Source organism: Actinomycetota bacterium (genome assembly GCA_030019255.1).
GTDB lineage: Bacteria > Actinomycetota > Geothermincolia > Geothermincolales > RBG-13-55-18 > Solincola_A.
The window spans coordinates 1-25,923 of the sequence record JASEFK010000009.1 but is presented as its reverse complement, the minus strand read 5'-3'; the positions used below and the strand labels follow the sequence as shown (position 1 = coordinate 25,923).

19 protein-coding genes and 1 pseudogene are annotated in these 25,923 nt (G+C 61.3%); 10 read left to right on the top strand and 10 right to left on the bottom strand.

Annotation, left to right across the window (positions count from 1 at the left end; translation table 11 throughout):
* Window positions 1–99 precede the first annotated feature (99 nt).
* A complete protein-coding gene (locus QME84_08930) occupies window positions 100–1,917 on the top strand; it encodes a hypothetical protein (GenBank protein ID MDI6874387.1) in 1,818 nt (605 codons plus the stop codon).
* A gap of 86 nt (window positions 1,918–2,003) precedes the next feature.
* Here QME84_08930 and QME84_08925 read toward each other — a convergent pair whose 3' ends face one another.
* Together QME84_08925 and QME84_08920 are read right to left on the bottom strand one after the other, a co-directional pair.
* Window positions 2,004–2,672, bottom strand: a complete 669-nt coding sequence (locus QME84_08925) for a DUF3786 domain-containing protein (GenBank protein MDI6874386.1) — start codon at window positions 2,670–2,672, stop codon at window positions 2,004–2,006.
* An 87-nt stretch (window positions 2,673–2,759) separates the two neighbouring features.
* Entirely contained in the window at window positions 2,760–2,888 is a 129-nt protein-coding gene (locus tag QME84_08920) for a hypothetical protein (GenBank protein MDI6874385.1), read from the bottom strand.
* A gap of 133 nt (window positions 2,889–3,021) precedes the next feature.
* Between QME84_08920 and QME84_08915 the strand changes: the two genes are divergently transcribed.
* The 4 genes from QME84_08915 (at window position 3,022) to QME84_08900 (ending at window position 9,251) form a co-directional block, all read left to right on the top strand.
* On the top strand, window positions 3,022–3,525 hold the full coding sequence (locus tag QME84_08915; protein ID MDI6874384.1) for a DUF2889 domain-containing protein: 504 nt from the start codon (window positions 3,022–3,024) through the stop codon (window positions 3,523–3,525).
* Window positions 3,526–3,891: 366 nt separating this feature from the next.
* Window positions 3,892–4,668: a prepilin peptidase gene (locus tag QME84_08910; protein MDI6874383.1), complete on the top strand. Its 777-nt coding sequence runs from the start codon at window positions 3,892–3,894 to the stop codon at window positions 4,666–4,668.
* Between the two features lie 178 nt (window positions 4,669–4,846).
* Window positions 4,847–6,997 (top strand): DUF2723 domain-containing protein, encoded by a 2,151-nt coding sequence (locus QME84_08905; GenBank protein ID MDI6874382.1) that lies wholly within the window; start codon window positions 4,847–4,849, stop codon window positions 6,995–6,997.
* Window positions 6,975–9,251, top strand: coding sequence for a YfhO family protein (locus tag QME84_08900; GenBank protein ID MDI6874381.1), 2,277 nt, complete (start codon window positions 6,975–6,977; stop codon window positions 9,249–9,251). The genes QME84_08905 and QME84_08900 overlap by 23 nt, the downstream gene beginning before the upstream one ends.
* A 57-nt stretch (window positions 9,252–9,308) precedes the next feature.
* Here the strand turns inward: QME84_08900 and QME84_08895 are convergent, their stop codons facing one another.
* From QME84_08895 to QME84_08885, 3 genes are all read right to left on the bottom strand, one after another.
* The gene (locus QME84_08895) at window positions 9,309–9,659 is read right to left on the bottom strand and encodes a prepilin-type N-terminal cleavage/methylation domain-containing protein (GenBank protein ID MDI6874380.1); all 351 of its coding nucleotides are present in this window, start codon (window positions 9,657–9,659) and stop codon (window positions 9,309–9,311) included.
* Between the two features lie 157 nt (window positions 9,660–9,816).
* Window positions 9,817–10,584 (bottom strand): class I SAM-dependent methyltransferase, encoded by a 768-nt coding sequence (locus QME84_08890; GenBank protein ID MDI6874379.1) that lies wholly within the window; start codon window positions 10,582–10,584, stop codon window positions 9,817–9,819.
* Window positions 10,553–11,545: a glycosyltransferase family 2 protein gene (locus QME84_08885; protein MDI6874378.1), complete on the bottom strand. Its 993-nt coding sequence runs from the start codon at window positions 11,543–11,545 to the stop codon at window positions 10,553–10,555. The genes QME84_08890 and QME84_08885 overlap by 32 nt, the downstream gene beginning before the upstream one ends.
* 447 nt (window positions 11,546–11,992) lie before the next feature.
* Here QME84_08885 and QME84_08880 point away from each other — a divergent pair, with 447 nt between their 5' ends.
* Window positions 11,993–13,063: a DUF1786 family protein gene (locus tag QME84_08880; protein MDI6874377.1), complete on the top strand. Its 1,071-nt coding sequence runs from the start codon at window positions 11,993–11,995 to the stop codon at window positions 13,061–13,063.
* Window positions 13,064–13,340: 277 nt separating this feature from the next.
* On the opposite strand, the gene QME84_08875 is transcribed toward QME84_08880, so the two are convergent.
* The gene (locus QME84_08875; GenBank protein ID MDI6874376.1) at window positions 13,341–14,261 is read right to left on the bottom strand and encodes a DMT family transporter; all 921 of its coding nucleotides are present in this window, start codon (window positions 14,259–14,261) and stop codon (window positions 13,341–13,343) included.
* 50 nt (window positions 14,262–14,311) lie between these two features.
* A complete protein-coding gene (locus QME84_08870; protein ID MDI6874375.1) occupies window positions 14,312–14,704 on the bottom strand; it encodes a hypothetical protein in 393 nt (130 codons plus the stop codon).
* 462 nt (window positions 14,705–15,166) lie between these two features.
* Between QME84_08870 and QME84_08865 the strand changes: the two genes are divergently transcribed.
* Window positions 15,167–17,533 (top strand): ABC transporter permease, encoded by a 2,367-nt coding sequence (locus QME84_08865; protein ID MDI6874374.1) that lies wholly within the window; start codon window positions 15,167–15,169, stop codon window positions 17,531–17,533.
* A 149-nt stretch (window positions 17,534–17,682) separates the two neighbouring features.
* Here the strand turns inward: QME84_08865 and QME84_08860 are convergent, their stop codons facing one another.
* Window positions 17,683–18,075 carry a hypothetical protein gene (locus tag QME84_08860; GenBank protein MDI6874373.1) on the bottom strand — a complete coding sequence of 131 codons (393 nt, stop codon included), beginning with the start codon at window positions 18,073–18,075 and terminating at the stop codon, window positions 17,683–17,685.
* Between the two features lie 348 nt (window positions 18,076–18,423).
* Between QME84_08860 and QME84_08855 the strand changes: the two are divergent.
* Window positions 18,424–19,485: pseudogene (locus tag QME84_08855) on the top strand (DUF763 domain-containing protein).
* A gap of 426 nt (window positions 19,486–19,911) precedes the next feature.
* The gene (locus QME84_08850; GenBank protein MDI6874372.1) at window positions 19,912–20,007 is read left to right on the top strand and encodes an AURKAIP1/COX24 domain-containing protein; all 96 of its coding nucleotides are present in this window, start codon (window positions 19,912–19,914) and stop codon (window positions 20,005–20,007) included.
* Window positions 20,008–20,083: 76 nt separating this feature from the next.
* Here QME84_08850 and QME84_08845 read toward each other — a convergent pair whose 3' ends face one another.
* Window positions 20,084–21,685 (bottom strand): hydantoinase B/oxoprolinase family protein, encoded by a 1,602-nt coding sequence (locus QME84_08845; GenBank protein ID MDI6874371.1) that lies wholly within the window; start codon window positions 21,683–21,685, stop codon window positions 20,084–20,086.
* Window positions 21,686–21,689: 4 nt separating this feature from the next.
* Window positions 21,690–23,681, bottom strand: a complete 1,992-nt coding sequence (locus QME84_08840) for a hydantoinase/oxoprolinase family protein (protein ID MDI6874370.1) — start codon at window positions 23,679–23,681, stop codon at window positions 21,690–21,692.
* A gap of 350 nt (window positions 23,682–24,031) precedes the next feature.
* Between QME84_08840 and QME84_08835 the strand changes: the two genes are divergently transcribed.
* On the top strand, window positions 24,032–25,624 hold the full coding sequence (locus QME84_08835; protein MDI6874369.1) for a hypothetical protein: 1,593 nt from the start codon (window positions 24,032–24,034) through the stop codon (window positions 25,622–25,624).
* Window positions 25,625–25,923: the final 299 nt, after the last annotated feature.

The following is a 25,923-nucleotide window of genomic DNA, read 5'->3' as shown; positions in this document are numbered from 1 at the left end:
AGGACTCATTCCCGCCTCCCCGGTTTCGAGAGATCGGTCTCGGAAACCGTGCCCTATTCCGTTCACGCCTCGGATTTTCTGCGGGTTCTTCCCCAGAGCGTGTTCTACGGAAAAGCTCCCGGTCCCTTGCGTACTATCATGGCCTTCCGTGGCGTGGCATTGTTCCCCGGCTTTTCGGTCATCATTCTCTTCCTGTTCGGACTGTTCGCCTTCTACCGCCGCGTGAGGGGCCGAACCGTTTCCGCAAATGAAGATCCCGGTGACCCCGATGAGACAATGCCTGCCCTGGAAAGGGACCCTTGGAACGGAGAACCGACGCCGGATAGAACCAGGCACATGCCCTTGCAAACCTCGAAGACCAAACGTGATGCCGGTTATTTCTTGCTTCTAACGGCAGTAGGATTGTTGTTCTCTTTCGGGCCCCGCTTTGGAAAACTGAGTAACCCCTTTTACACCATTCCCTATAACCTCGGAATCCTGAAATTCACCCGTACGCCCATGAGGATATACCTCCTCGCCCTGCTAGGAATCGCCGGCCTGGCGGGATACGGTGCAGCCTATCTCCTCACTCGCATGGCCGTCATCCGGAAAAGAAGCCGCCTACGGCTGTCCGTGGTGAAGGCGTTTCCCTTTCTGCTCCTTGTCCTCCTGGTACTTGAGATGGCCACTTTCAACATCCCCATCTACCGGGTTGCGGTTGGTAAGGAAGTTCCAGAGGTTTACCGTTGGGCTTCGAAGCAAGATGGTGCTCGCTTCATCGAACTTCCCTCCCCACCTATAGCCCAGGGCGCCCTCACCTACGACGGGTGGGAGCTTGGCTTCATGACCGCGGACCCGGTGGAATATATCGATCATGATGGCCTAGCGATGTACTACAGTACCTATCACTGGAAAGAAATCGTTAACGGGCGTAGCTCATACTTCCCCTACTTCTACCGACGCATATACAACGAGATGACCGCCTTCCCGTCCACAAGGACCGTCGACCTCCTGGCCGGTCTCCATGTAGATTACGTCATTTGGCACTGGGAATGGACCGAGGAGGGCGCAAGCGAGGAGCTGCGGGAAAAACTGCTCTTCTCTCCGGGACTCGACCTGGAGAGGGACTTCGGAGACCAGACCGTCTTCCGGGTGAAGGAACACGAACTCGCGGAGGTAGGGGAGCTCGAACTTACCCTTGCCTCCCCAGATTCCGCACCTCAAGGGGAACGCCTGAATCTAGGGCTCGTTATGCGTAATCCCTCCGGGAAACCGTTCGTCATGGCCGTTGAGGAGGCGCAACCCTTCATCGCCCGCTTCGAAGGCGAGGTTGATTACGAGGTCCGGGGAACCTTCCGCATTCCTCTGTATCTGGCGCCGGGAGAGATGACCTCCATCCCTCTCCAGGTGCCGAGCACACCCTCGGCCGGGGATTACCACCTGGAGATCCGCCTGGATGAAGGCGTTTTTGCGCCACGCTCCCTTTCTTCTAACATCACGCTTCGCGGTTACGAAGAGCTGGTCGGGTCGGGCATTCTGAACGGAAAGGTGTCTTTAACCGGAGACAACAACGCATTGGACATCCCCCTGTGTGGCGGACTCTACCCCGTTGTGCTCCAGGTGGAGAACACGGGTCAGAATTATTGGATGGCCTACTGGGACCAGGGGCGGGTGGAGGAATATCCCTACGGCCTAGTTCGGATCTGGGTGGGATGGTCGCAAGGAAATCAATGGACTTGGGACCAGCACATCTCCTTTCTCCCCTGCGACCTCGCCGCCGGACAGACGATGCAGGTCCCGATCCTGGTAAGGCCGCCGAATCATTCGGGAATCTACGGACTTAACCTGGCTCTGTACGACGAGCAGTTGGGTCAGCTGAGCGAGATGTTTCAGCTCAAGGTCAGGATAGGCATGAACCCTGGTAATGCCGGGCCCTAAAGAGGTGTTGCCGTTCGGGATTCCTGCCGTGTCATATACGCCACGATAACGTAGAACAAGGTACGAATGGTTTATTGCTTACTCGTTTATTCAACCATCCAGAGGAGGTTTTCCGCCTCCTCCTCCTCGCCGGCAGCCTTCATGAGATAGGCGGCAAGCTGGGTGGCCAGCACCTTGAGGTCATCGGTGTTCAGGTAGCGGGAACAACAGCGGTCGTAGAGCACGCGGCACTCCGGCGGGAACTCCTCATCTCCCCAATGAAGAACGAGAAGCAAAGGTACGCGGGGAAAGGCATGGAAGACGAAGGACTCGTCGCCGAAGTCCGCCCTTACTCCCCCCAGCCGGACCGCGGCCTCGCCGAGGGCTCCCCGCCGGTAACCGTATATATCGGCCAAGGGCCGCTCTATGGTGGGGGCAAGGGTAGCGGCGTAGAACCTTCCTCCCGGAAGGTCCCGGTAGGCTATCCATTCACCACTTTCCGGTACCCCGCAGGAGAGTTTCACGTAGCGCAGGGCCAGGACGCGCAGGGAGAGGCTGTCCAGGTGAGGAGGTACGCTCATGCGGCCATCCGGTATCCATACCTTTACTTCTCCGTTAAAGGAAGGGATGATGAGCAGGAGAGCGCCGCCTTCCAGCTCCCGGCAGGAAAATCCCCCCAGTTCCGCCTGGCGCCTAAGATCGAGCTCCTTCAACTCCTCCAGCGCCTGACGGAAAGCGGCCTTTCCCTTGTCCTCGGCCTCCGATTTCCAGGTCATTCTCTCCTTCGCCGGCACTACCCCTCCACCCGCAACGCGTCCCTGTTACCGGGAGCGCGATTCGTTTCCGCCACCCTTTCTCCGGCGCTAATTCTCTCCCTGTTCCACCGCCCCTTCCGGAGGGTGGTAGGGAGTCTCATCCTTCACCTTTCGGCAGGTGGCCTGCTTGGAGAACCTGCCCCTTCCCTTCCAGAAATCGGGCACCAGCATCTGCACTCCTACCACCTCCCGATATCTTACCAATTTTATAATCTTTCAACTCATTTATAAAATAATATAATATAGATAAAAATTACAACAGTTTTAAGGTCATGTCTCAGCGCGAAGCGAAGAGGGGGAGGTAGCGAGGATGGGGATATTCCATCGCCGCATCGAATTCGACATCGACGAGGATGAAGGGGGAAGGGTTTTTCTCACCGGGACGCTCCAGGACACCCGCCTGGGGCAGCCGGTGCACCACATGGTGGTCAAGGCCGCCGTGGACCTGGTGGAGGGACGCATTCACTCCCTGGAGGGGGAGATGCCCCATGTCCCCCACGAGGACTGCCGGCATGCCCTCCTCACCCTGGAGCGCCTGGTGGGCGAGGAGATAAGGCCCGGTTTCACCCAGCTGGTCCGCGACGTGGTGGGTTCCCCCGAGGGTTGCTCCCACCTGGCCGTCCTGGTCACCAACCTGGGACACGCCAGCGTACAGGGTAGGGGCGCCCTCCTGGTGCACAGGTTCGGCGGCGGCGAGAGGGCGGTGCGCCTGATGCGCGAACAGGCCTTCCGGCTGGGAATCATGGGGGGCTGCTACACCTGGAGGGAGGATGGCCCGCTCATGAAGCGGATGCGGGAGGAGATGGGGGAATGACCACCAGCCCCCTCATCCGCTCTGGAGTCGGGGGATCAAAACCTGGATGGCAAGGGCGAATCCGCCTTATCGACCAGGGGCGGCCGGATCTCGAGTGTGCAGGAAAAAGGATGCCTGGACCACAGGGCTCATATTGTTTTCATGATTCAAGATTTTCACCATTCAAGACCGGCGAGTTGCGCCAGAGGAGCCGGGCGGGTTAACAAAATACAGTGATGAACCGAATAATCGATTGGTCCGTTGAAAGGCGCGGTCTATCGTTCCGCTATTACAAGGCGGGGAAAGCAAATCCGCGATCTTGAAAAAGTCGTGGGGTCGGGGAATATTCCTTAAGCCCCGCGCTTGGAGGAGAGGCCTGGTGAGTCCATGGGATGGAAGATCTACGGTTCAGCGGTGATCTTTCTTCTGGGACTGGTGGTGGGGAGCTTCGACAACGTCGCCGTCTACCGCATCCCGGAGGGGTTATCCCTGTGGTCCCCACGCTCTTTCTGTCCCCGCTGCAGGTCCCAGATCGCCTGGTACGACAACATCCCGCTTTTGAGTTACGTGCTGCTTCGCGGACGCTGCCGGAAATGCGAAGAACCAATTTCCTTCCGCTACCCACTGGTAGAGCTCATCAGCGGGCTGCTCTTCCTGGCCGTCTTCGCACGGCTGGACTTCGAGTGGCGGGCGGAGCTCGTCCCCCATCTCTTTCTGATTACCGTGCTCATCATCGTCTCGGTCATCGACCTGCAGCACCAGATAATCCCCAACCGGGTGATCTATCCTTCCATGCCCCTGGGCCTGGCGTCCATGGGAGCCGTGGCCCTGGCCAGGGGCGACGCCGGCATCTTCCTGCGCAGCCTGGCCGGACTGGCCATCGGGGGCGTGCCCCTGGGACTCCTCGCTCTCCTGCTCCCGCGCGGCATGGGGATGGGCGACGCCAAGCTGGCGGCATTCACCGGGATATTCCTCGGCTATCATCAGCTTACAGCCTTGTTCTTCGCCTTCCTCACCGGCTCCCTGGCCGGTATTACCTTAATTGCCACGGGACGAAAGGGGAGGAAGTCCCGCATACCTTTCGGTCCCTTCCTGGCCCTGGGCTCCTTTCTGGCCTTCCTGTTCGGGGAGCAGATATGGACGTTCTACCGCCAATTCCTATAACCGTTATTCGCTTTCTTCCCGGGAAGGCTTGCAGGGGACGGGGAAAGAATAAATGATGTGATGTGGTAGTGCCGGGCTAACTCTCGGATCCGTGGTCCCAAGACACATGGTTGGAAAGAGGCGGACAAGTTCTTTTACCGGCAATGCTGTGATCTTCGATCCACCGAGAGGGTGACCGATGAGCGGACTGGCGCAAGATGAATGCGGCGGAAACTTGATAGACGGCGGCGGCCGCGCCGTTCGCAAGGTCCTGCATGGCGCCGGGCGACGTTTATCCCCCGTGCTGGAGAGATATTACCAATCGACCACCCCCTACCGATTGTCTACCGTAGATAGAATCTCCGCCCTCGGCCTGACGGCGTTCTTTTTCCTTCTTTATCTGTACACCTGCAGCCACAGCCCGAACATGGCCGGGGATTCCCCAGAGCTTATCGCCGGCAGTTATTCCCTCGGCGTCGTTCACCCTCCAGGCTATCCCCTCTATACCCTCCTGGGATTCCTGTTCTCCCGCCTTCCCCTCGGGAGCGTTGCTTTTCGCGTCAACCTGACCTCCGTCATCTATCATACGCTGGCACTTCTCCTCTTCTACGTCTGCGCACTGAAAATCACGAGGAGCCGGTTGGCGGCGGCCATCGCCGGCGCGGCCCTGGGCTTCTCTCCCCTTTACTGGTTCTATTCCCTGATGGCCGAGGTCTTTCCCCTCAACGACCTCTTCATAATGCTCATAATATATACGGCCATAAGATCACGAGAAAAATGGCAGGAAGGAGATCGGCGGGGTTCATCGCGCCGGCTGCTCCTCCTTTCCTTCCTGCTTGGACTGAGCCTGTGCAACCACCAGACCATCGTCCTTGTCTTCCCCGCCGCCCTGCTTATCGCCTTGCAGCCCCTCCTTCACCACCTGAGAAGGATGCGCTTTGCGGCACTTTGCGCGGCGGCATTCTTCTTAGGGGTCCTGCCCTACGTGTACCTCCCCCTGAGCGCTTCGCGGAGCCCCTACGTAAACTTTGGCGATCCTTCCACGCTGAGGGATTTCCTTAACGTGATCACCAGGCGATATTACGGCACCGCCAGGCTCTGGAAGGGGGTCAGCGCCGAACACCGCCTGGACCTGGTACTCGACTGCCTCAAGAATATAGGGGTACAAGCCCACGCTTTCGGTATGGCTGTCGGCGGGCTCGGCATCTTCCGCATGGCAAGAAGGAGAATGGGTGATTTCCTTCCCCTGATGACCACTTTTATCGGGGGCCTTGTGCTTTTCCCCGCCGTGGCCAACGTCAAATTGCTGGGAGCCTTTCACATATCCACCATCGAGAGATTCTATCTTCTTCCGGGCATCCTCTTCTTCTTTTTCATCGGGGAAGGAATCGAGGCCATCCGGCAGGGAACCCAAAGGCTCCTCTCCAAGGCCCCCCTCCGGGAGGATATCCTGAGAGGCGCGGCCTGGACGGTCATGCTTATACTCGCACTTCCCTTCATCCTCCCCGCAGGCCGCACGGTCACGGAGGTCAGCCTGAGATACGACGTCCTCGGTGAGGCTTATATCGATAACCTCCTGGCATCCGTGGACGAGGGTTCGCTGATATTCGTCGAGGGGGACGTACCTACACAGTTGATGGAATATTATGAAACCTGCCTCCCGGAGAGGAAAAGGGTTTACATAGTCATCTATCCTTTCATATTCAATTCCTGGTACGTGAAAACACTGCATAAGTGGTATCCCGATCTTAGATTCCCCGAATTCACGGAGCTTCCCCTCCACAAGGGAATGTCCATAGACGAGATGAGGCTCATCTACGTGCAATATATCATCGCTTCCAATCCTCAAGTCACCAGCTTCCATATGCTCACCAAACCCGCATACCTGGAAGAACATTTCGAGCTGGTTCCCTGGGGCATGACCTTCAAGATCCTTCCGAAGGGAACCGAGCCGGAAATGGAAGGCTACCTGGACCGACAGCTGGATTTCTGGCGGAGTTTCGAATCACGGGGCATGGACATGCTCTATTATGGATACAACCGCAGGGAATACGATATCATCCCTTATCTATCTCAGTTCCCGGGGGAGCTGGCCGATTACCTTAAGAAGAGGGGCCTGCGCCAACAAGCGCTCCGCTTCCTTCTCATCGCCCACTCCATCGCCCCGGATCCCGATTACCTACGTCGGATTGCCGAGATATACAGGGAAGTCGGCAACCTGAGGGAATTTTTCGCCTTCTACGCTTTGACCGCGGGCTTGGATCAGCACGACTACCGGGTCATCACCGAAGAACTTCTGGCCCTTGAAAAAGCCCTGGAGGAATACCATGGAGGACAAGGATCACCCTAAACTCAAGATAAAGCTTTTGCTGCTCCTGGGGATGTTCCTGGTGCTCCTTTTTTTCACCTTCCCCTTCTGGAGCACCACACGTATTCCCTTCCAGGGAGATGTAATAAACAGCGACGTGACGGAATTAAATTTTCCCATTAAGGTCTTCTATGCCCGCTGCCTGAAAGAGGGGAGGTTGCCACTCTGGGTCCACGAGATAGGCTGCGGCTTTCCCCTCCTCGCCGAGGGACAGAGCGGGCCTTTGTATCCCATGAATCTCCTGCTCTACCGGCTGCTCGACCCCATCCTGGCCTTCAACCTGTCCCTTATCGTGAGCCTGGCACTTTGCCTGCTCTTCTCCTATCTTCTTTTCAAGAATTACGGCCTCTCACGGGCAGCATCTTTCCTGTCCTCGGTGGCCTTTACCTTTTCCGGTTATACCATGGCCAGGCTTAAGTTCACCTACATGATACTCTCACTGTGCTGGATTCCCCTGGCCATCCTCGGATTGGAAAGGAGCTTCCAGCGCGGGAACTTCACCAACCTTTTCCTCACCGTTCTGGCCCTTTCCATGCAGATACTCGCCGGTGGGCCCCAATTCTTCATGATTACCCTGGCGCTTCTGGGCTTCGTCTTCCTGTGGAGATACCTGGCTTCCCTAACGCGGTTGCCGTCCTTGAAGGATGAACACGACGGGCGAGCGGTGCGAAAAAGCATCGTCATTCCTTTGCTTTCCGTAATCGTTTGCATCCTCCTGGCCCTGTCCCTGGCCGCTCCCCAGCTGGTGCCCATGTTGAGAGGTTACACGGTTTCCGACAGGGCAATGAACCCGTCCTTCGATTTTTCCCTTGGAGTGGCCATGCAGCCCCGCAACCTGGTGATGTTTTTCTCCCCCTACCAGTTCGGCAACCCGGCATGCAATACCTACGACTTGGAACGCGATTTTTTCTGGGAAAACATCGCCTACCCCGGCCTTTTCACCCTAGTCCTCGCCCTCCTCGCCCTCTTCTTCTTCCGCCTGAGGGACGAGACGACCCTGATGTGGTGTACCGCGGGGTTGCTGGCCCTCATGATCTCTTTGGGCGCCCTGACTCCCTTTGCCGAATTCCTGTGGCGTTACGTTCCGGGATTTCGTTTCTTCCGTTTCTGGCAAAGGTTCCTGGTAGTTGTAGGGCTGGCCATAGCCTTTCTGGCCGGCAAAGGCCTGGACGCCATGCTCAAGAGGGTCGGGTCCGGGAAATGCTGGCGTTTTACGCTGTCCGCCCTCTGCATCGTGGTAATTCTCGTGGACCTCGGGTTTTTCGCACGCCAGCAGGTTTCCACCATCCGCGCAGACCACCTCATGGAACACAATCCCACCGCGGAATGGCTGAGGGAGAAGCTGGATGCCCCGGAAGTGGGACCCTTGCAGCGGATAGCAACGGTGGGCGAGGAAGAACTATGGAAGGAGGTCATACGGCAGTCGAAGGGCTGGCTCGGCGACAAGGAAGCTTTTGATGGATTCTTCCTGTTTCTGCCCCCGAACCACAATCTCTTATACAGCTTGAACTCCTTCTCCCAATACGGCGATTACGGAATCTACAGGTTTAAACTCCTAGACGGCCTGGCCCATTATTTCTACACCCGAGAGGAGGGCTGGAACGGAAGATTGACCCGCACCGCCGTGAATATCCTGGCGCTTTACGGGGTCCGGTACCTCCTCAGCCCCCTAAAACTGGACCAGGAAGGCCTCCGGATGGTGGAGAGTCGGGATACTTCGATACGCGGCGTCACCTTGTACGTATATGAGGTGGAAAACCCCCTGCCCGCGGCAAGGATAGTGCAGGACGTACAGCTTTTGGAAACCGGAGAGGGAATCAATTATCTTCAGATTCTCGAGGCCTTCTGGAACGCTGAGGCCTCCAGGGAAAGGGTCATCCTGGAGAAGCGACCCCTTGAGCAGTTCGGCCCCGGACCTGCTGGCGAGGCGGAAGTAACGTCTCTTGACAAGGCCAGGGTTTCCGTTTCCGCGGATACACCTGGGGGAGGTATACTGGTCCTAAACATCACCTACTATCCCGAATGGCGTGTGTACGTGGACGGTGAGGAGAAGGAACTCCTGCGGGTAAACTTCGCGGCCATGGGGGTGGTCCTGGAGCCCGGAAAACACACCGTAGAGTTCGTTTTAAGGCCCACATCCCTTTACTACGGTATACTTTTGTTTTCTGCCTCGCTCGTGCTCATGGCCCTCTTATGGCTGTGGAGCGGCAAGAAGGGTTACCTGCGCCTGCCATGAAAGCCTATAAAAGAAATGGGGGCTTTCCGCCCCCATTGGTTCTCCACCGCCCCGGTCTTAACCGGAAGGTGTCCCGTGCGAAGAGCACGAGGGCGAGGGTGGCGCCGAAATGGTGAAGTTCCAGGTAATGCTCCCGCCAGACGGGCAGTTGGTTATGCTGTCGAGGTTCTCAATATAACCCGAAAGCTGCCCGATGGCCGTCGGATAAGTCCCGTCGTTGCTGGCCGCATAGACGTTGGACTGAGTCTGAACGGTCTTCATATTGGCCTTGCAGGTCTTTGCTTGGGCGTTCCCCCTCGCTGCCAGGAACACCGGCACGGCGATACCTACCAAGATACCGATGATTAAGATGACGATCATCAACTCGATGAGGGTGAAACCTGCCTCCCTGTGCATCCTTCTGGCCATATCCTAACTCACCTCCTTTCCTTCAAAATGTTGAAGCGACTGCCAAGCAGCGATTTCTCAGCCCCTCGATCACCTCCTTCCTCGCATCCCGCCTTTTGCAAGTATTTCATCGGCAATTTGCCCGCCTTTCTTTAGTTAACACTCGCCCTCTTGTAGACTAACCCTTCCACGCGTGAGAATCGAGATGGCGACAACCCTTCCTGGCCACCGAGACCACGGACAGCCCCCAGGGAAAGGGCACCCTGCCCAGCAGGAAACGCTCGGTGGAGAAGACAATTTCCAGCAAAGAGTTCAGCATCGCGGGAGGCTCCCTGAGGTCGGGGCCCGGCTCCACCCGGCTCAACCTGCTCCAAAGCCTCTGGGCCGCGGCGGGGGGGAAGAGGAGGCAGTTGTAGTAGGAGGTGAAAACCTCGGAAAGGCCGGCCCCTCTCACCATATCCCTGACCTCCCTCCGGGAATACCTCCTCCGGTGATGGTGAAACCGGTCCCGGGGGGAATAGAGCCACCGATAGGCGGGAACGGTCAGCAACAAGACCCCCCCTTCCGCTAACAGGTCCGCGGCGGCCGTTACCGCCTTTTTATCGGCGTCCAGATGCTCCAGGAGGTCAAGCATCAGAACGGCGTCGAATTCTTCCTGCAAGCCGGCCAGGTCCTCCGGTATATTCCCCTTGAGAAGGCGCGCCCGGGTACGGGTGGAAGCGAAGGCCAGAGCCTCTTCGGATACATCCATCCCCGTGGCCTCGCCGAGTTCTTCGAGCGCTTGCAGCATGGAACCCGTCCCGCATCCCAGGTCCAGGACTCGCGGTCGTGCCTTTTCAGCCACCAGGTACCTTCTCAGGAGCTCCAGGACGATCCGCCGTCTTGCCACGAACCACCAGTGGCGGGTCTCCATCTCATACATCTCGCGGTAGAGCGCCTTCTCCACCCTCCGCCTCCTCGATTCCCAGCGTCTCCGACACCAGGTATAGCGGCCTTTCCTGTACCTCACGGTACATCCTGCCCACGTATTCCCCGAGGAGGCCGATGAAAAATATCTCCACCCCGTTGAGCAGGAAGAGGCTGATGACCAGGAAGGCATAACCTGGAACCGGAATACCGAAAAACAGTTTCTGGACCAGGACCACCAGGATGGCCACCATGCTGATGAACAACATCACGAATCCCATGATGCTCATGATGTGGAGGGGTACGGAAGAAAAGGATGTTATCCCGTCCAGGGCCAGCCGGAGCCTTTTCCACGAGGAGTACTTGGTCTCGCCCTCCAGCCGTGGCTCACGCCGGTAGGGCACCTCCACCGCGCTACCTCCGAGCCAGGCGATCTCGGCTCGAACGAAGCGGTTCCTCTCCGAGAGAAGGCGGAACCTTCTCACCACCTGCCGGTCGATGAGGCGGAAATCGCCCGTATCCACGGGGATCTCCACCTCGGTGAGCCTTCTTATCAAGCGGTAGAATAGGCGCGAAGACGCCTTTTTGAGAAGCGGTTCACCGGCCCTTTCCAGCCTCTTCCCATACACGATGTCGTACCCCTCCTCCCACCTCGCAAGCATCTCGGGGATGACCTCCGGCGGGTCCTGCAAGTCGGCATCGATGATGACCACGGCATCCCCACGGGCGTAGTCCAGGCCGGCGCTGGTGGCCATCTCGTGGCCGAAGTTGCGGGTGAAGGAGACCAGCTTGACCCGCGGGTCTTCCTGGTGAAGGTCGGAGATCTCGGACCTCGAGCCGTCGGTACTTCCGTCGTCCACGAACAGTATTTCCAGGTAACCGACCAGGGGTTCAAGGACAGATACCAGCCTCCGGTAGAGAGGAAGGATATTGCCCTCCTCGTTGAAGACGGGCACCACCACGGTCAGTAGCGAGTCGGAAGCTTTCCTTCTCTTCTCCATCGATTCCATCCCTTTAAACTCGTTGAAATTCCCGAACCAAGGCAGTGGATGGTTCATCCCCCACCATTCCCGTACCAGGCGATGGCCTTTCGAGATCCCCGGTAAGACATTCCGGATATATTTTCGCTTATCCTTCCACATAAATGAAAATCGTCCCGCATGTTCGCCCCCTTTACCGTGAAACCAGTCACGACCACCGTGACCCGCGCTGCGTCGCGAACAGCTTTGAGCTGGCGAGTTTTAAGTCGATATGTCGTCGCTGCCCGGACGCCTCACCAAACAGTCGGTGGCGGGACGTCACCATATCCAACGCATTAGGGTTTATTTAGAACTCTCGATGACGGCCGCGAACATCGGGTATATTAACGGCGTGGTCCTCCGACCACGACATCGCCATAAAACGGAACCTTCAAGGGGAAGGGATTCCCGGGCAAGGAGCTGGCTCCCATGCGCATTCTGGCCCTGGACATAGGGGTGGGGACCCGTGATGTCCTCCTCTACGACTCCGGGAGGACCCTGGAGAACTGTACCCGCATGGTGCTGCCCAGCCCCACCCGCCTCCTGGCGTACCGGGTTGAGGAGGCCACGTACTCAGGAAGGGACCTCTTCATAACCGGGCACACGGTGGGAGGAGGACCCTTTTCCCGCTCCGTGAAGCGGGTCCTGGCAGCGGGAAGGAAGGTTTATATGACCCCGGCGGCGGCCCTCTCCATCCGCAACAACCTGGAGGACGTGGCCTCCCTGGGCATAGAGATCGTTAATTCTCCGCCGCCCGGTTTTTCCGGGATCACCGTAACCGCCGACGAGCTGGACCTCCAGGCCCTGGCCAATTTCCTGGCCCGGAGCGGGGAAGACATGTCGCGCCTGGACGGCGTGGCCGTGGCCGTGCAGGACCACGGAACGTATGCCTCCGGAGAGAGCAACCGCAAGACCCGCCTCCGTTACATGAGGGAGCGCCTGGAGGCTGATCCACGCCCCACCGCCCTGGCCATGCTCTCCGGCGAGGTGTCGGACGCCTTCCCCCGCCTGGCCTCCGCCGCCCGGCGGGCCGGTGAGCAGTTCCCCTCCTGCCGCATCCTGGTCATGGACACCGCCCCGGCGGCGGTGGCCGGGTGCCTGGCTGACCCGCTGGTCGCCTCCCGAGCCCCAGGGAACATCCTGCTGGTCAACGCCGGCAACGGGCACACCCTGGCTTGCATCCTGTCCGAGGGATGCGTGGTGGGGCTTCTCGAACACCATACCCACCGGCTGGACCCGGGTGCCTTCGCCGACTACCTGCGCCTCTTCTGCGACGGAGGTGCCCGGGACGAGGACCCCTTCATGGCCGAGGGCCACGGCCTTTTCTACCTGGAGGAAGCCCCGGGGTGGAGGAACCTGGACCTCATCGCCGTGACCGGTCCCAACCGCGGCCTGCTCAAGGAAGCCGGCCTGGATGGCTACTTCCCTGCCCCGGGCGGGGACATGATGATGACCGGTCCACTGGGGCTGGTGCGGGCTTTCATGGAACACAAGGGTTGAAGTCTTCCCCCGCCACCTTGTCGCACCATTTGCGCCAACCATAGTGGTGCGGAGCTTCCGGTAACCTGTCCACCGACGTCTTCCGGGCGTAATGTCGACCGGTTTGTCGGCACTCAACCATGAACAGTAATCAAGGAATGTGTTGTCGCTCTCCACCCCTGAAATTTCTCATCCTTCCACGAAGTGCGCGCGGGAGACTACATCAATCTCGTCAAGTGCGGTATCGCTCCCGCCCCCCGAACCTCCTCCTCCCCGCCCCTTCCTCACCCCCGGCCAGTCACCCTCTCCGCTCCCGCCCGCGATTCCCGGTCCTTCTCTCCTCCAGCCCCACCGCCGCCAGTCCGACCAGGATGAGGGCCGTACCCAGGAAAAGCCCGGCGTTCACCCTCTCGCCCAGCCAGGCCCAGCCCCAGAAGAGGGAGATGGGGGCGATGAGATAGGTGTAGAAGGCCGCCTGGGTGGCGCCCAGCCCCTCCAGCCCCCAGGAATAGAGGAGGTAACCCGCCACCGTGCATCCCAGGCCGAGGAAGGCGAGCCACGCCCATCCTTCACCGGATATGTCTCTCACCTGGCGGGCGCAGTCCCCACAAGCCAATGCCAGGGGGAGCAGGGCCAGGGTGCCCAGGATGACGGCGTAGGCGGTCACGAAGAGAGGGTCATGCTCCTCCACCAGCGGCTTCAGGAGCACCGTGTAAACCGCCCAGGCGGCGGCGGCCAGGAGCACCAGGAGCGCTCCCTGCACCCTCCCGGCACCCAGCGAAGCGTCGCTTCCCAGGATGGTGATGATCGCCACCCCTCCCATGGCGGACAAGATGCCCAGGGCCTTCAGCCGGCCCAGGCTCTCTCCCAGCAGGAAGCCGGCCAGGAGGGCGGCGAAGACGGGGGTGGTGTTGGCGATGAGGCCGGCGGTGCCCGCGGGTATGGTGGTCTCCCCGTAGGTCAGGGCCAGATGATATCCGTAGATGGCGCATATCCCGGCCACGCAGACCAGGGTCCATTCCCCGGCGGAAAGGCGGGGCCTTTTCCCCCACCTGGCCAGCAGCAGGGGAAGGAGCGCGCAACCGGCCAGGAGGAAGCGGAGCAGGTTGAGGGTGATGTAGGAGACCTCCTCCAGGAGCACCTTCACGCCCACGAAGGCCAGGCCCCATATCCAGCACACGGCGAAGAGGGCCAGGTGATAGCGCCATCCGGGCTTCATGAGGCCCGCTCCGCCCCGGAAGTAACCCTTATCGTCCCCTGGTCATCGGGTCACCGGTCCTCTTCGGGCACCTCGTAGGCCCGCTCGGCCAGCCGGTAACCCAGCTTAAGCCACAGGGGGTAGGTAGCGAAGATGGCCGCGGACACGGCGTGGCCTCGTGGAGAGACGTTGCGGTGGTCGAACTTGAAAACCCCAGAGTTTATCATCCAGTCTCTTCCCGATTCGGCCCGGCACATCTCCCATATCCAGCGCGTCCACTCCAGGTTGAAATAGAGGCTGATGCTGGTGGCGTAGAAGGCCCCCAGGGTGGCCAGGTCCAGGAATCTCCTCACCTTCTTCCTATTTTCCTCGTCTTTCACCAGCCTCCGGGTAGCCCTGGCGTAGAGGTAGCCGATGGAAACCAGCCAGGGAGGATCGATGAGAAAGCTGTCATACGGGATCATGTGACCTCCTTTCTCCGCATCCTGCTATCCCGATTATATACGAGTATCGACCTGAAAATCCCCGGGCCGGATTCCTTATCCGTTCACCCGGAAAAATCCCTATACCTTCAGGTGGGAGGACAAGGGGAATGAAACAGGGAAAGTACCCGCCCCGGGTGAGTGGGAACATGCACGGCGGCGTTCATGGATCGAAAGCGTTGTTTACAAGACGCGGCGTTGCCAGAAAGGAACTGCAAAACCCGGTTGAATCCCCGCTTTAAGCCTGCCCCGCCGACCACCGGAAAAAAGTTGGATTTCCTCGATCGCGACTGGATACCTAATGGAATCCGCTCCCCCGAACGAGCATAATAGTGCGTGACGCCTGAGCGTCCACCGGCGCGGCGCCGACATTGGTGCGCCGACGAGGCACCGTCCAACCGAGACCGAGCGCCACTCCTAAGAGATGGGAGACGGGAAGAAAACATGAGGCTCTTACGCCGTAAGTTGGTGCGGGAGATACGCCAGGCCAAGTTCCGCTTCCTGGCCGTAAGCCTGGTGGTGGCCATCGGCATCGTACTCTTCACCGCCTCCTACATGTCCTATCTCAACCTCTCCAAGTCCTACGAATATACTTACGAGAAGCTCAACTTCGAGGACCTGCTGGTGCGCGTGGAGAGAGCCCCGGAACGGGTGGTTGACCGTCTCTCCGAGCTCCCCAATATCGAGCTCCTCACCCCCAGGATAAGCGAACCGGTTAGCATGGAGCTGGAAGACGGCTCCCGCATCACCGGCCAGGTGATAAGCGTACCCGCCCAAAAACCATACGTGAACACCCTTCATCTCCTGGAGGGCAGGGAGCTCACGGGACGCGAGAAGGAGCTCACCTGCCTGGTGGAGACCCACTTCGCCAAGTTCAATCACCTTAAGGAAGGAGATCTTGTATACGCGGTGCAGAACGGAGAACGCCTGCCGGTGAGGGTGGCCGGCGTGGTAGCCAGCCCAGAATACCTGGTAGTCTTCCGCAACCGGCAGTTTCCCATGACCTCGGCCTCCGTCTACGGAGTCTTCTACTTCAACCCGGAACAGGCCCGTTCACTGGCCGGGTTCCCCTCCGGTTCCTACAATGAGTTCGCTTTCACCCTTAAGGACTACTCCCTCTTGGAGACCACCCGGGAACAGGTGGAGGCCATCCTTTCCCCCTACCAGATAGAGGAAGTCACCACCAGGGACAACCAGATATCCAAGACCCTCCTGGAAATGGATATCCAACAGTTCCATAACTTCGCCCTCTTCTTCCCCATTCTCTTCTTCACCATCGCCGCCTTCAGCATCTACATGATCCTCTCCCGCATGGTGCGCATGCAGCGGCCGATAATCGGCCTTATGCGGGCCATCGGCTATCCCTCCCGGACGGTACTCCGCCACTACCTGTCCTTTGCCCTGGTAGTGGGAATCATCGGCATCTTTCTGGGAAGCCTGCTGGGGATCGCGGCCACCGCCCTGGTCTCCAAGATCTACGCCAGGACCATGGGAATCCCCTTCGTGCATTTCGGCCTCTATCCCCAGGTCTTCGGCTACGGGTTCCTGCTGGCCATGGGGTTCTGCGCCCTTGCCGGGTTGGTTCCCGCTCGCCAGTCGGCGGCCGTACATCCCACGGAAGCCCTGCGGGGGTCGGTAGACATCTCCCGGTACGGCAAGCCAACATGGGTAGAAAGGCTGCTCCCCTCCATCGCCCGTCTCCGCGTGTTCTGGAGGCTTCCGCTACGCAACGTCTTCCGCAACCGGAGGCGCACCGCCTTCACCGTGGTGGGCATAATCTTCGCCATCGTGCTCATCCTCATGAACCTGGGCATCAGCGACACGGTGCACGCCAATATGGACCGGGCCTTTAACCACCTTTTCACTTTCGACATCGCCGTCCTCTTCCTGGAACCCCAGACCAGGGTGACCCAGAGGAAGCTGGAGAACCTCCCCGGCGTGACCCGGGTGGAACCCACCGCCGGTCGTCCCTGCACCATAAAGGCCGGGAACCGGGACGTGGAGAGCATCGTCATGGGGGTGCTCGCCGACACCGTGATGCGCGGTTTCCTGGACGAGGAGAACCGGCCGGTGAAGCTCTCGCCGGGGCACTGTCTCCTGAGCAACAACTACCGCGAGCAACTGGGGGTGAGTGAAGGGGACGTGGTGACCATCTCCGCGTCCCGGCGCTCCCGGAACTTCATCGTCTCCAGCTTCATCATGGAACCGCTGGGTTCCTTCGTCTACGTCCCGGTGGAGGAGGCCCGCGAGCTTCTGGGCTACGGGACGCGCTCCTCGGCCTTCTACATCAAGTTGGATCCCGGGTATTATCACCAGGTGCGCGACGAACTCTACGCCATGCCCAACGTGCTCACCCTGGTGGACCTCACCCAGATACATGCGGAGATCGAATCCTACATGGCCCTCATGTACATCGTCATCGCCGTGATGCTCATCTTCGGGCTGGTCATGGCCTTTACCCTGGTCTTCAACACTTCGACCATCAACATCATGGAGAGGGGGCAGGAGGTGGCCACCATGCTCACCCTGGGGGTTCCCCACTGGAAGGCCTCCCTCTCCCTGACCCTGGAGAACGTGATCATGGGGTTCCTGGGCCTCTTTCCGGGCTTTATCGCCGCCCGCATCGTCATGGAACAGGCCATGCGCCTCTACCAGAGTGACCTGTTCTCCTTCACCCCCGCGGTGTCCCTCTGGAGCTATCTCATAACCGCCGTTCTGGTCCTGGGGTTAATGGTGCTCTCGGAATTCCCCTCCCTGCGCTACATCCGGAACCTTAACCTGGCCCAGTCCACCAAGCGCCGTTCCCTCTGAGCGGGCCGCGAATGTCCCTTTTCCTTGTTAAAAGAAGGGGGATGAAGTAAGGGGTTGAAGAAAGGATCTAGATAAAGGATTTCGGTCAGCGCGTCCCGGAACCTCGAAATACGAGTGCAGTACAGGTCACCGGTTCGCCCCGAGGGGGCTCACTCCTCCGCCTCTTCCGCCACTTCCTGGAGGTAGCATTCCCGGCAGTAAATGAACCCCCCGTGAAGCCCCTCCACCACCCCCACGAAGAGCCATTCCCGGACCTCGAAGGCGTGGCCGCACCGGGTGCACAGGGAACCAGCCTTCACCTCAATGCCCAGGGTCCGCTCCTCCGCACCCGGCTCCTCCACGGCCAGGGCCGGCTCCAGGCTGAGGACCCCCTTGGGAAGCTCGTCCTCCGAGGGACGACACCTCTGGCAGTAGAGGTACTCGCGCATCTCCTCCACCTCGGCGGCCAGGGAGTACACCTTCTCTCCCGCCCGCAGCCTCCTCCCGCATCCCTCGCAGACTCCCCCTCCGCTGACCAGCCTGCCGCTGATGAACTTCCTCATGGCCTATCCTCACCTTCCGGAACGCCCACGCACCGCGGCCTTTCCCAAGGCTTTCCCCACGCCGGCGCGAAGCTTCCTCTTAGGACATCCTTAATAGTAATACTTTACGCGTATTCGATGGCGTCAACGTTATGCATGTGTGACGGTGTATCCGACGATATCCAATGACGATTCCCATGATCCACGCCTCCCTTTCCCTTCGAGACCAGGACAAGGCTTTCATCCCCGTTCGAGGCGACACTTGAGGGCAGGTCTGACACGTCGCTCAATTCTTCTACATCTTTCGCCTTCTTATCATTATCTGTCATGTCACTCTGGGGAAATAAAATCCTTTCAGGAGGTGTTCCGATGCCCCGGACGGGTTTTGCGGACCTACCCCTGCACGGAGGGAAGGCGCCACGCTGGCTCTTCGAGCGCATGGTGCGCCTGTCCAGCGACATCATGACCTGGATGGTGGAGGAGCTGGGACCGGGGGCCACCCTGGAGCGCTTCGCCGACCCCTTCTGGTTCCAGTCCCTGGGATGCGTGCTGGGATTCGACTGGCACAGCTCGGGAGTCACCACCACCACCTGCGGAGCGGTAAAGGAAGCCCTCCACCACCGGCGCGACCTGGGGATATTCGCCGCGGGCGGCAAGGGGGCCGCTTCCCGGCGCACTCCCTTGGAGATAGAGGAGAAGGGCGAGCGGGCCGGGCTGGGAGAGAGGATTCCCCAGCTCATTCACGCCAGCCGCATGGCGGCCAGGGTGGACAACAACGCCCTGCAGGACGGCTACCAGATTTACCATCACTTCTTCCTCTTCACCACCGAGGGAGAATGGGCGGTGGTACAGCAGGGGATGAACGAGACCTGCGGCTACTCCCGCCGTTACCACTGGCTTTCCTCGCGGGTCCGGGACTTCACGGAGGAGCCCCATGCCGCCATATGCTCCCAAGCGGCGGGGAACGTGGTGCTCAACCTGGTGGCCGCGGAAAGCCGGGAGGCCAGGGACGTCCTGGGGCCCCTTTCCTCCCTCAACCCGGACCACACGGTCCGGGAACTGGAGCGCCTTCATGCCCTCACCCTGCCTTCCCGGCACCGCCTCCTGCTGCGCGACCTGCATCCGGATTCCATCCGCAAGGTGCTCCTGAGAACCTATGAACGCCAGCCGGAGGACTTCGCCACCCTCCTGGGGATGCCCGGCGTGGGGGCCAAGACGCTGCGCGCACTGGCCCTGATCGCCGAGCTGGTCTACGGAACACCGGTGAGCTGGCGGGATCCCGCGCGGTACAGCTTCGCCCACGGGGGAAAGGACGGCTATCCCTATCCCGTGGACCGGGAAACCTACGACTCCTCCATCGACTACCTGGACAAGGCCCTGCGGGCCTCGAAGGTGGACAGAAGCGAGAGGGAGGCCGCGCGCCGGAGACTGCTCCGTTTCTACCGCTCCCTCTCCGAGCCGGGTAAAAATTCGATCCGGCCATGGGAGCCTCCCGAAGAATATCGTGTCCAAGAGGGATGCGCCGCCGGATCAAGGGGGGATACCTCTCGGAATGAAGAAAACCCGGGGCATGTAAACCGGCGTTTCCCCTTGCGGGATGACCCTCGCTCAAGGCAGACTTCCTTCCCTTTCTGACCCTTTCCCGGCGGTGCCCTCCACCCCGTCAACCTACCACCGGACTCCCAGAACCAAAGGATGACGCGGGCGGAGGGGTCCTTCTCGAACGGCGTGTCATTCCACCGTTCATGCCCGAGGACAAACCCGATGCCCTTCCTTTACCGGGTTGTTGGTCGCCCTCCGTCTTGGTATATAATTAATGCGGTTTTCAGAGCAAAGCGAGCAAAGAGGTGATCGCGGTTGAGTTCCGTCATCAAGAAGCGCCGCAAGAAGATGCGGAAGAAAAAGCACAAGAAGCTCCTCAAGAGGACTCGCTGGCAGAGGAGAAACAAGTAACCCGTCTCCGCCCGGGAGCCGCCGTAGACCATACCGGCGGCGGCGACCGTCACCCCTCTTCCGGGCGCTTGCGATATCACCCGGAATCCACGGTAGAACCGAACCCACCGCCCCCGGGAGTCTGGATCACGAGCACGTCCCCCTCCTCCACCCACGTCTCCGTCTTGGAAGGCATGCGCTCTTTCCGGCCGTCCCTCCTGAGGATGTGGTCTTCGCCCGGCTTTCCCGGTTCGCCTCCCGCCAGGCCGTAGGGACCGCGGCGCCTCCGGTCGGCCAGGAGGGTCAGGCGGGCGGGTTCCAGGAACTGGATATGGCGCTCCAGCCCGTCCCCGCCCCGGAAACGCCCCGTGCCTCCCGTGCCTCTGGCTATGGCATACCTGAGGACGCGCAGCGGATACTCGAACTCCAGGGCTTCCACGGGGGTGTTCATGGTGTTGGTCATGTGGTTGTGGGTAGCGTCCATGCCGTCCTTGTCCGGACGGGCGCCGCATCCCCCGGCGATGGTCTCGTAGTAGGCAAAGGGGCGTGGCCTCTCTCCGCCCACGGCCAGGTTGGTCATGGTCCCGTAGCTGGCTGCCGGTATCTTCTCCGGTAGGGCCTGGGCCAGGGCTCCCAGCAACACGTCCACCACCCTCTGGGAGGTCTCCACGTTCCCGCCGGCCACCGCCCGCGGCAGGGAGGCATCCAGGAGGGAGGGCCTGGATATGATCACCTCCACCCTCTCCAGGCACCCGTGGTTGAAGGGGGCCCCGGGGGGCAAGAGGCAGCGGAGCACGTAATAGACCGCGGATAGGGTCACCGAGGAGGGGCAGTTCAGGGGCCCGGTCACCTCCCCGCTGGAGCCGGCGAAATCCACCCTCATGCGGCCGTCGGAGATGGAAATATTCACCTTGATGGGGATGTCCTCGTGCCCCCACCCGTCGTCGTCCAGGTAGTCGGTGAAGGAGTATTCGCCCTCGGGAAGACGGGAAAGGACCTCGCCGGTCACCCTTCCGGCGTAGCGCTGCAGTTCCTCCATGTAGGCCTCCACGACCTCCAGGCCGTGACGGGCCACGATGTCCCGCAGCCTGCGTTCCCCGACCCGGAGGGAACCAAGCTGGGCCCGCAGGTCGCCCCTCCTCTCCTCCGGGGTGCGCACGTTGGCCAGGATGAGCCTCTCCACGTCCTCCACCACCCGGCCCTCCCGCGCATAGTGGAGCATGGGGATGATGAGCCCCTCCTGGTAGACCTCGCTCCCCAGGGGCATGGAACCTGGCGCCCTGCCGCCCACGTCGGCGTGGTGAGCCCGGTTTACCACGTATCCCACCTGGCGGCCTTCCCACCACACCGCGGAGGCCATGGTCAGGTCGGGGAGGTGGGTGCCTCCCCGGAAGGGATCGTTCCACAACACCACGTCACCCTCGCGCAGGGTCTCGCCCCGCCCATCCAGCCATTCCACCAGGGCCCGCATGGAGGTGGGAAGGGCGCCCAGGTGCACTGGAATATGGGCCGCCTGGGATACCAGCCGCCCCCGGGCGTCGAAGACGGCGCAGGAAAAATCCCTTCTTTCCTTGATGTTCGCCGAATGGGCGGAGCGCCCCAGGACCACCCCCATCTCCTCGGCCACCTCCGCCAGCAGGTTATGGAATATCTCCAGGCTCGCCGCGTCCATTTCCATCTCCCTACCGTTGCCTTCCATCTTTTCACCCCGGGGACCGCCCCGATTCACACTCCAGGACCAGGTTCCCGTAGCCGTCCACGCCTCCCCGCCAGCCCGGCGGCACCACCACCGTGGCATCTTCCTCGCTTACCAGGCAGGGCCCGGCGATGCGGTCGCCGCTCCCCAGGGATTCCCTTTCCAGGACCGGGCATTCCGCCTCCTCCAGGTTCCCCTCGACTACGCCGAAGAGCACCTTCGCCCTTCCGGGCCCCCTGGACCCATTTTCCTTTTTCTTCCATGCCGGGAAGGAGGCCTCCGACGGCTTCACGGAACGCAGCCGCAGGTTCACCAGCTCCACTTCCGCGTCCTCCAGGTGGAAACCGTATCGCCTGTAGTGAGCCCGGTGGAAGGCCTCGGCCACCTTCCCGGCGTCCCACCCCTCCTCCACCTCTATCCTGAGCTCGTAGGCCTGGCCCCGGTAGCGCAGGTCCAGCGCCGGGCGGTGGCGGCAATCTTCCATTTCCTTCCATGCAGGAGGCAGGGCCTCCCTCATCCATCTCCAGGCTTCCCTGGCGCGTTCCATGGCCTCCGGCCCCAGGGGAAGCATGAGGGTAAGGGAGGAATCGCGCACCCGGTCGGCCATGGCCAGGCCGCAGGCGGAGAAGGTTCCCGGGAAGGGGGGCACCAGGACCCGGCGCATCCCCAGGAGTTCCGCCAGCTCGCACCCGTGCATGGGACCAGCCCCACCGTAGGCCACCAGGACGAAGTCCCGTGGGTCGTGGCCGCGGTCCACGGTCATCAACCTCACCGCCCTCGCCATATGGTTGAGGACCACGGAGAGGACGCCCGCCGCCGTCCTCCGAGCATCCCAGCCCAGGGGCCTCCCCAGGGCCCGGAGGGCGGCATGGGAGCGCTCGGGGTGCAGGCGCATCTTCCCGCCCAGGAAACGGGCCACCGGCAGCCTGCCCAGGACCAGGTTGGCGTCGGTCACCGTGGGAAGCTCGCTCCACCCGTAGCAGGCCGGACCCGGACGGGCACCCGCGCTCTCCGGGCCCACCTTGAGGGCGCTTCCCTCATCCAACCGGGCTATGCTTCCCCCTCCCGCCCCGATGGAATGGATGTCGATCATGGGAAAGCGGAGGGGGAATCCCTCCACCTCTCCCTCGGAGGTGAGGGTCATTCCCCCGTCCAGCAGGGAGACGTCGGTGCTGGTCCCACCCATGTCCAGGGCCACGGCGCGCGGGAGGCCGACCAGTTCGCACATCCTGGCCGCGGCGGCCACCCCTCCGGCGGGACCGGACATGAGGGTCCTGGCCGCCGCCTCCCTCGCCTCGCCGGGGTGCATGGTCCCGCCGCCCGAATGCATGATCTCCAGTCGCCCCTCCCCCAGCTCACGCTCCAGCGCCGCGATGTAGCCGGCTACCCTCCCCGCCACGTAGGCGTTGACCACCACCGTGCTGGCCCTTTCGTACTCCCGGTATTCGGGAAGGAGGCGGCTGGAGAGGTGGACGTCCAGGCCCGCCGCTTTCAGCGCCTCGCCCACCCTCAACTCGTGTTCCGGGCACAGGAAGGAAAAGAGCAGGCACACCGCGGCGGCCTCCACCTCCAGGGCACGCATCCTGCGGGCCAGTTCCTCCACCTCCGCTTCCGCGAGGGGGACGACTATCTCTCCCCTGGAACCGACCCTCTCCGCGACTTCGAAGCACAATTCCGGGGGCACGAGGGGCCGGGGCTTCTCCACCCCCAGGTCGTAGAGGCGCGGCCGCGTCTGCCGGCCGATGGTCAGGAGGTCGGAGAAACCCCGGGTGGTCACGAAGGCGGTGCGGGCGCCCTTCCTCTCCAGCAACGCGTTTACAGCCACCGTGCTCCCGTGGACTATCCTGGCAGCCCCTTCCATCCCCCCCTCGCGCAGCCCCGCGAAGAAAGCCTCCTCCGGACGGGAGGGGGTGGAGGGCAGCTTGTAGATGTGCAGGGAGCCTCCTTCCACAGCCACCAGGTCGGTGAAGGTGCCTCCGATATCCACTCCCACCGGCATGTCCCGCTTCCTCCACGCATCCCGGCCCGCACGCCCGGCGGTCACATCCGTTCGCCCGACGAAAGACCGCCGCCTCCGCCGGTTACCGGAGATGAACGATTCCCGGAGACGAACATATTTTATACACCAAACGATCGCGCCCCGCCTTCCGGCCGCATTTCCAGGAGGAGCACGTCCCCTTGATCTGCCGGGCTCCCGATCGAAGGTGGAGGGGTAAATGATATGCCGGGTTTCTGCCCGGAGGTGGAACGAGGAAAAGCCCGCCCGCTCCCCTTTCTCGATCCGTCGTCCGCGCTTCAAGTGGGGCCACATTTCTGGGATAATGTTGGTCGGTGTTGCGCATGAGAGGCATGAGAGGAAGGAAAACCCTGGCCGTGGTGCTGGCGGTGGTGGCCGTCCTCTTTCCCCGGGGGTGGACGGCGGCCGCGGAGGCCGGACATCCCGCCGTTACCTACCGCCTGGACCTGACCGGGCTGAAAGGCGACGTGGCGGCGGTGACCATGGAGCTGGAATCTCCTTCCAGTCCCTTGCTCCTGCGCATGGAGGAGGGTTTCGGCGGGGGACTGGTCGTCGACCTGCCCTCCCACCTGCGCAACCTGAGGGCCTTTTCGAAGGGGGGAGGAGAAATTCCCGTGTCCAGGGAAGGGGATGCCTGGTCCGTCGCCGGGGAGGGACCCCTTACCATCGCTTACGAGGTGGACCTCTCCGGTTATCGGTCCGGCACACCCTACCTGGAATCCCTGTCCGCGGACCCGCCGGCCTGGCCTTATTTCCCCTTGCTTCGTGAGGACCTGGCCTACATCCCCGGGTACGCCGTCTTCCTGCGCCCGGAACCGCTCACCGAGGGCGAGGTGAGCCTGGAGGTCGACCTCCCGGAGGGCTGGCAGGCGGTCATTCCCGGGGAAAACGGCGGAGGAAGCCTGGACGACCTGCTCAAGAACCCCGTACTGGCCGGAAGGCTAGTGGTCGAGGACAGGGGTTCCTTCGTCATGGCCATGCCGGAATCCTCCTCCCCCCCACAGGGGACCAGGGAGGAGTTCTCTTCCCGCCTGCACACCTTGCTCTCCCGGGCAGCAGCACTTTCCGGCAGCGGGGAGGGAGCGGAGACGGAGAAGCTTCGGGTTTTCCTGCTTCTGCACGGGGAGGGGGACCGCCTGGAAGATGCCTTTTATCCCCTTGAAAGCTACAAGGATACGGTGGTCGTCAGCGTACCCGAGGGCGTGAACCTGCTCTCCGAGGCCTGCCTGGAGGCGGTCACCCGGGGGGTCGTGGCCCTCTACTTATCCCGTTCCCTTCGGCTGGACCCGGAATCCCGCTGGCTCCTGGAGGGAGCCGCCTGGTACCTCCAGGACCTGCTTCCCTATGAGACCGGTATCTGGGGAGGCTCTCTCTTCTGGGATCGTTTCAGCGCTCGATACGATAACTACCGCCGAAGCAGGGATGCCGTCCCCCTTTCCATTGCCGAAGCGGGAGAATCGGAAGCCAGGAGCACGGAAGCCGCCGCCCTGCTGGCCTGCGGAGGAGCCGCGGCTTGCGCGGCCGTGGATGCCGAGCTCCGGGCCGGGGGGGAGTTCGCCGGGGACCTGGTGGCCTTTCTCCGCGAGCTGGGAAACCTGGAAGGGGATGAAAGGCCGCTAAATAACGAGGATTTGAGGCAGCTTCTGGAGATGAGAAGCGGAAGGTCATGGTCCGCCTTCTTCGCCGACCATATCCAGGGCCGCCTGGAGATGTCTCCCTCCCTCTTCTCGGCCTTGAAGGTGGCGCCCGGTGAGCCGAGCTTCCTGCCGGAAGAGGCTCCCTCCAGGCCGGCTTCCATTTCCGACTGGGTCCTCCTGGCCGTCGCCGTGGCCGTGGTCCTACTCATCCCCTTCGTCCTGGAGCCCTACACCATGCGTCCACGCAAGCCCGGCTTCCTGGAGAAGAAGCTCCGCGACGAGGACTGAACCCGCGAATCCCCTTGAGTCCCAAGTGGATGTGGTGGTCAACACCTTTTTCCGTTCACGGATAGATACGAGGGGTTAAATCCCGAGGTCTTCCACGGATACGGTCATGGACCGCCTCGAGATCCGCCACCCCGCGAATGGGGAGATCCAGCGGATGCGGGATCAGCCCCTTTCCCATCCTTGAACAAATGTGGTTTCAAGCCTCAATTTCATCCACGGACATATACGGAGACTGGCCGCGAGAGGTAGCGTATACGAAATTGTGTCACCAAATCCATAGACATTATGGAGAGCAATCA

Coding starts and splice junctions, on each gene's coding strand:
- QME84_08880 (MDI6874377.1), top strand. CDS start 11,993: ATGCGCATTCTGGCCCTGGACATAGGGGTGGGGACCCGTGATGTCCTC.
- QME84_08860 (MDI6874373.1), bottom strand. CDS start 18,075: ATGAGGAAGTTCATCAGCGGCAGGCTGGTCAGCGGAGGGGGAGTCTGC.
- QME84_08925 (MDI6874386.1), bottom strand. CDS start 2,672: ATGACCTGGAAATCGGAGGCCGAGGACAAGGGAAAGGCCGCTTTCCGT.
- QME84_08840 (MDI6874370.1), bottom strand. CDS start 23,681: ATGCCGGTGGGAGTGGATATCGGAGGCACCTTCACCGACCTGGTGGCT.
- QME84_08870 (MDI6874375.1), bottom strand. CDS start 14,704: ATGATCCCGTATGACAGCTTTCTCATCGATCCTCCCTGGCTGGTTTCC.
- QME84_08895 (MDI6874380.1), bottom strand. CDS start 9,659: ATGGCCAGAAGGATGCACAGGGAGGCAGGTTTCACCCTCATCGAGTTG.
- QME84_08905 (MDI6874382.1), top strand. CDS start 4,847: ATGAGCGGACTGGCGCAAGATGAATGCGGCGGAAACTTGATAGACGGC.
- QME84_08915 (MDI6874384.1), top strand. CDS start 3,022: ATGGGGATATTCCATCGCCGCATCGAATTCGACATCGACGAGGATGAA.
- QME84_08910 (MDI6874383.1), top strand. CDS start 3,892: ATGGGATGGAAGATCTACGGTTCAGCGGTGATCTTTCTTCTGGGACTG.
- QME84_08875 (MDI6874376.1), bottom strand. CDS start 14,261: ATGAAGCCCGGATGGCGCTATCACCTGGCCCTCTTCGCCGTGTGCTGG.
- QME84_08865 (MDI6874374.1), top strand. CDS start 15,167: ATGAGGCTCTTACGCCGTAAGTTGGTGCGGGAGATACGCCAGGCCAAG.
- QME84_08835 (MDI6874369.1), top strand. CDS start 24,032: ATGAGAGGAAGGAAAACCCTGGCCGTGGTGCTGGCGGTGGTGGCCGTC.
- QME84_08885 (MDI6874378.1), bottom strand. CDS start 11,545: ATGGAGAAGAGAAGGAAAGCTTCCGACTCGCTACTGACCGTGGTGGTG.
- QME84_08900 (MDI6874381.1), top strand. CDS start 6,975: ATGGAGGACAAGGATCACCCTAAACTCAAGATAAAGCTTTTGCTGCTC.
- QME84_08845 (MDI6874371.1), bottom strand. CDS start 21,685: ATGGAAGGCAACGGTAGGGAGATGGAAATGGACGCGGCGAGCCTGGAG.